Raw genomic sequence first — 5765 nt, forward strand, 5'->3', positions numbered from 1 at the left:
ACCCCCGCCCTCGATCGAGACCCTGAACCCTCGCGCCGATCCAAGGTTGTGGCCGGCCAAGCCCGTGCTGATGCGCGACTCGCCCTATGTCCCGCGACGGCGGCCCGCCGCAGGTCAACGTGGTCAAGCGCCGACGGCCAGCAGGCCGTGCTGATGCAGATCATCAAGAACGGCAACGCCTCGACGCTGAACGTCGTCAACAACGTCAAGGCGGCGATGCCGACGATCCGCGCCGCCGCCCCCGACGGCCTGTCGATCAAGCCGCTGTTCGACCAGTCGGTCTTCGTGTCGAACGCCATCGAGGGCGTGCTGCACGAGGCGCTGACCGCCGCGGCCCTGACGGGGCTGGCGATCCTGCTGTTCCTCGGCTCCTGGCGCTCGACCATCATCGTGCTGATCTCGATCCCGCTCTGCGTGATGACCTCGCTCGCGGTGCTGGCGGCGCTCGGCGAGACCATCAACGTGATGACGCTGGGCGGCCTCGCCCTGGCGGTGGGCATCCTGGTGGACGACGCCACGGTGGCGATCGAGAACACCTACCGGCTGTTCGAAGAGGGCGAGGAGTTCCGCGAGAGCGTGGTCCACGGCGCCGCCGGCATCGCCAAGCCGGCGCTGATCTCGACGCTCGCGATCTGCGCGGCCTTCACGGCGGTGTTCGCGCTGACCGACACGCCGAAATACCTGTTCACCCCGCAGGCGCTCGCGGTCGTGTTCGCGATGCTGACCTCCTACCTGCTCTCGCGCACCCTGGTGCCGCTGCTGATCGACGTGATCGTGGCGCCGGAATACCGGCAGAAGCACGCCAAGGACCGGGCGGAGCACGAGGCCCCCCGCCGGGGCCGGATCGCCCGGGCCGCCGGTCTCGTCGGCGCCCCCGTGATGCGGCTCGCCGGCTGGATCCATGGCCACTTCGAGCGCGGCTTCGCGCGGTTCCACCGGGGCTATGTCGGCCTGCTCCACGCGGTGCTGCGCCACCGGATCGTCACCGTCGGCGTCGTCGGCGGCGTGCTCGGGCTGACCGGCGTGCTGTTCGCCTTCGTGGGCCAGGATTACTTCCCGCAGATCGAGGCGAGCCAGATGACCCTGCATCTGCGCACCCGCACCGGCATGCGCATCGAGACCGCCCGGCAGGTCTTCGCCGAGGTCGAGGGTACCGTCCGCGAGGTGATCCCGGCGGATGAGATCGATCAGATCCTGCAGAATCTCGGCCTGCCGTCGAACAACTACAACTTCGCGTTCTCGGACGGCTCGTTCGTCTCCTACAATGACGGGCAGATGCTCATCAGCCTGAAGGAGGGGCACGGCCCGGTGGCCGGCTACATGAAGCGCCTGCGCGACGTGCTGATGAAGCGCTTCCCCGACGTGACCGTCTATTTCCAGCCCGCCGACATGATCACCCAGATCCTGAATTTCGGCGTCCTCACGCCGATCGACGTGCAGGTCTCAGGCCGGCACAAGGAGAAGGATCTGGAGGTCGCCCAGCGCATCGTCCAGCGGCTGAAGCACACGAAGGGCCTCGTCGACGTCCACCTGCAACAGATCGTCAACGCGCCGCAATTCTACGTCGACGTCGACCGGCGCCTCGCCTCCGAACTCGGCCTCACCGAGCAGCAGGTGGCGCAGAACATGAACATCTCGCTGTCGGGCAGCTACCAGGTCACGCCGAACTTCTGGCCCGACCCGAAGACCGGCATCCCCTACCAGCTCTGGGTGCAGACGCCCGAATACCGCAACAGCTCACTCACCGACCTGCGCAACACGCCGATATTCGTGCGGGCGGCCGCCACCTCCGGCTCGGGCCCCGGCGTGCTCACCCTGCTCTCGAGCCTCGCCGACATCCGTCGGACGCCGACGCAGACCATGATCAGCCACGTCAACATCCAGCCGACCTTCGACATCTTCGCCTCGGTGCAGGACCGGGACCTCGGCACGGTGGCCCGCGCGATCGACGCCATCGTCCAGGACGAGCAGAAAAACCTGGAGGCGCCGGACAAGATCGTGGTGCGCGGCCAGATCGAGAACATGCGCTCGGCCTTCTTCCGCCTGGAGATCGGCCTCGGCATCGCGCTGATCGCCGTCTACCTCTTGATGGCGGTGAACTATCAGAGCTGGGGCGACCCGTTCGTGGTGATCGCGGCCCTGCCGATGGCGTTCTGCGGCATCACCTTCGCGCTGTTCGTCACCGGCACGACCTTCTCGATCCCGTCGATCTTCGGGGCGATCATGTCGGTGGGCATCGCCTCGGCGAACTCGATCCTGCTCGTCACCTTCGCCAAGGAGCACCGGGAGGCGACGGGCTGCAGCGCCCTGGAGGCGGCGATCACCGCGGGCGAGACCCGGCTCCGGCCGGTGCTGATGACCGCCTCGGCGATGTTTTTGGGATTGATCCCGATGGCGCTGGGCACCGGCGAGGGCGGCGAGCAGAACGCGGCGCTGGCCCGCGCCGTCATGGGCGGCATCGCCTTCGCGACGCCCGCGACCCTGCTGCTGGTGCCGTTCCTCTACGTGCTGATGCGCGGCGGTCCGGCCCGGCCGGTGCAGGATTACCTGGAGCCGGAGGGGCGACCGGCGGCGGCCTGAGCGCCGGACGCGCGGCTCTCGCCTCCCCCGCGTGGGGAGGCGTCGGAGGTGGGGGGCAGGCGGCGCCGGGACGCTCGATCCTGCACCTTCCCGAGCCCCGCCCCATAAGGAGGAGGGGAAACGGCTCACCTCTCCTTGAACCCGCATTCCAGCGTGTCGTCGGCGTTGCCGTGATACGTCTACGGCAGGAACAGCCTCGGCCCGGCGTGGTGGCGTCGTGCGGTGCCTATCCGATCAGTAGCGCCGCTCCATCCGTCGCTCGTGCCGATCCATCCTCCGGTCCTGCCGGTTGACCTGCCGGTCCATGCGTCGCTCGTGTCGATCCATCCTGCGATCGTGCCGACGCTCCATGCCGAGGGTCTGCGCCTTGAGGATCAACCCGTCTGCGACGCCGGCCGCCTCGACCGCAGGCCGAGAGGTGCCGAAGGGCGCTGCCATTGCGCCGCTTCCCAGGCCGAGCGCGAGGGCTGCGGCGACGGAAAACCCCGCCAACTTCAGATGCGACATCGCCCTCTCCCTCGCTTGGTCGTTGCCGTCAGAACCGACCCTCGCAGTCTTGCGGATTTTTCGTGCCTTGCTTGATCGACAGAGACAATCCGAACGGAATGCGGCGCACGCCAGGGCGCGACAGCGCAGCCGGGATCGTCGCGGATCGGAGGCGTCCTGCGGATTGACGGGATCGATCAGGTTCAGGCCCTGACGGACGCCGCGCGCGCCCTGCGCCCTCCAGGGCGACGAGATCCACGCCATCGCTTGCCGGAGCCGCGCTCCGCCCCCTTGCGGGGGGATTGGAGGTGGGGGCGCAGGATGAGGCGGTGCGGTGCCTTCTGCACCGCCCCACCCGTGACCCCTCCCGGCAGGGGGAGGGGATGCGCGCTGCCCTGTCGGAACGGGGTGTCAGACCGAGCGGTGTGGATCCGGTGGTCCGCAGGGGGAGAGGAGCGGCGGGCGTCGGTTCGGAACCGCCACGCCCGGACACCGCTGCGCCGTGCGGACCGCACGAATGTCCTCAGCCCTCCTTGAAGCCGTATTCCGGCGTGTCGTCGTCGTTGCCGTAATACTTGTACGGCAGGAACTTGCCCGACATGGTGAGCTTCACCCGGTCGCCCTTGTTGTTGGCCTCGCGGGCCATGTCCATGTTGAAGTCGATCGCCGACATGATGCCGTCGCCGAACTCCTCCTGGATCAGCTCCTTGAAGGTCGTGCCGTAGACCATCACCAGCTCGTAGAACCGGTAGATCAGCGGGTCGGTGGGTGGCAGCGACGGGATCGAGCCGCGGTAGGGCGGCTCGTTGAGCATCCGCTCCTCCGCCTCGGTGAGGCCGAAGAGTTCGGCCGCCCGCTTGGCCTGGGCCTTCGGCAGCTTCATCTGGCCGAGGCACGCGGCGGTGATCAGGAACGGCGACAGGCCGCCGATCGCCTCGTGAATGTGCTTCCAGGTCCAGCCCTTCTCGCGCTTGATGTCGAGAAGCTTCTCGGTGAGGTCCTCGCGCTTCATGGTCGGCTCCTGGGTTTCAATCTGCGATGGGTTCGGTGAGGCCGCGTCGTCCGCGGCCCCACCCACCCCGATGCGGGGTGCGCGTCCGGATCGCGACCGGTGAGGGGATACGGTCGCGACCGGACGCGGACATCCGCCGATCATCGGCCTGGCCGCTATCGGGAGCGGCGCCGGACGACGGGCGGACCCCCTTCGCTGCGCAAGCGGTATGCCAGCCGCGGAAATTCCGGAATCGCCAGCGCCGGCAGGAGGTTGGCCGGGCAGTGCGAGAATCACGACATCTCGTTGGAAACGAGATATCGTCAGACCATGACGACATATCGTGACACCGGCGAGATGGGCGCGTTCGGAGCAGTCTTCGAGGCGAGCCCGGATCCCATGCTGGTGCTCCTGCCCGAGGAGGACCGGATCGCCGACGCCAACGCGGCGGCGGCGCGTCTCCTCGGTCACGGGCGTCCGGCGCTGCGGCGGGCCCGGGCCAGCGCGCTGTTTCCGGGCCAGCTCGCGGCCCTCACGGCGTTCACCCAGGCCGTCCTGGCGAAAGGGCATTGGTGGACGCGGACCCTGGCGCCCCGCGACGCGGCGGGCCGCGACCTGCGGGTCGAGACCGTGGCCTTCCCGCTTCCGGGCGAACAGATGCGCCTCGTCGTGGCGCTCGCGGATCCGGACGCCCTCCACCGCCGTCAGGTCGACGGCGAGGCCGAGGCCCATATGCGCGCGGGCCTCTCCGAGTGGCAGCGGATGGAGCGGATCTTCCGCGACATCGAGCGGGGCAACCAGCTGATCCTGCGCGCGGCCGGGGAGGGGATCTACGGCGTCAACGCGGAGGGCGTGACCACCTTCGTCAATCCGGCTGCCGCGCGCATGCTCGGCTGCGAGGCCGCCGACCTCGTCGGCCGGGACATGCATGCCGCCGTGCACCACACCCGCGCCGACGGCAGCCACTACCCCCATCGCGACTGCCCGATCTACGCGGCGTTCCGCGACGGGATCGTGCATCAGGTCGATCACGAGGTCTTCTGGCGCGCCGACGGGACGTCCTTCCCGGTCGAGTACACCTCGACGCCGATCCGCGACCGGGGGCGCCTGCTCGGCGCCGTCATCGTGTTCCGCGACATCAGCCAGCGCCGGGAGGCCGAGGCCCGGCTGACGAGCGCGCTCGCCGAGGTCGACTCCCTTCGGGAGCGCCTCGAGCTGGAGAACGCCTATCTCAAGGAGGAAATCCGGGCCGAGCGCCAGCACCAGGGCATCATCGGCCGCTCCCCCGCCATCGCGGCCACGCTGCGCCAAGTCGACCTCGTGGCCGGAACCGACGCCACGGTGCTGATCACCGGCGAATCCGGCACCGGCAAGGAACTCATCGCCCGGGCGATCCACGAGGCGAGCCGCCGCAGCGCCCGCCCGATGATCCGGGTGAACTGCGCGGCGATCCCCCGCGAGCTCTTCGAGAGCGAGTTCTTCGGCCATGTCAGGGGTAGCTTCACCGGGGCGCTGCGCGACCGGATCGGGCGCTTCGAACTCGCCGATGGCGGCACGCTGTTCCTCGACGAGGTCGGCGAGATCCCCCTCGACCTCCAGGGCAAGCTGCTCCGCGTCCTGCAGGAGCGCTCCTTCGAGCGGGTCGGCGAGGCCCGCACCCGCGCGGTGGACGTGCGCGTGGTCGCGGCCACCAATCGGGACCGCGCGC

3 protein-coding genes and 1 pseudogene are annotated in these 5765 nt (G+C 69.2%); 2 read left to right on the forward strand and 2 right to left on the reverse strand.

The features are described from left to right. Positions 1-2580: pseudogene (locus I53_RS22475) on the forward strand (efflux RND transporter permease subunit); the annotation flags it as partial. Between the two features lie 234 nt (positions 2581-2814). On the opposite strand, the gene I53_RS33475 reads toward I53_RS22475, so the two are convergent. Further along, positions 2815-3330 (reverse strand): hypothetical protein, encoded by a 516-nt coding sequence (locus I53_RS33475; RefSeq protein ID WP_148291219.1) that lies wholly within the window; start codon positions 3328-3330, stop codon positions 2815-2817. A gap of 259 nt (positions 3331-3589) precedes the next feature. Further along, on the reverse strand, positions 3590-4078 hold the full coding sequence (cynS, locus tag I53_RS22485; protein WP_051044981.1) for a cyanase: 489 nt from the start codon (positions 4076-4078) through the stop codon (positions 3590-3592). Positions 4079-4456: 378 nt separating this feature from the next. Here cynS and I53_RS22490 point away from each other — a divergent pair. After that, positions 4457-5765 (forward strand): sigma 54-interacting transcriptional regulator (locus I53_RS22490; RefSeq protein WP_043354897.1); only part of this gene is annotated, 1309 nt, incomplete at its 3' end.

The sequence above is a fragment of the Methylobacterium sp. B1 genome (assembly GCF_000333255.1).
Lineage (GTDB): Bacteria > Pseudomonadota > Alphaproteobacteria > Rhizobiales > Beijerinckiaceae > Methylobacterium > Methylobacterium fujisawaense.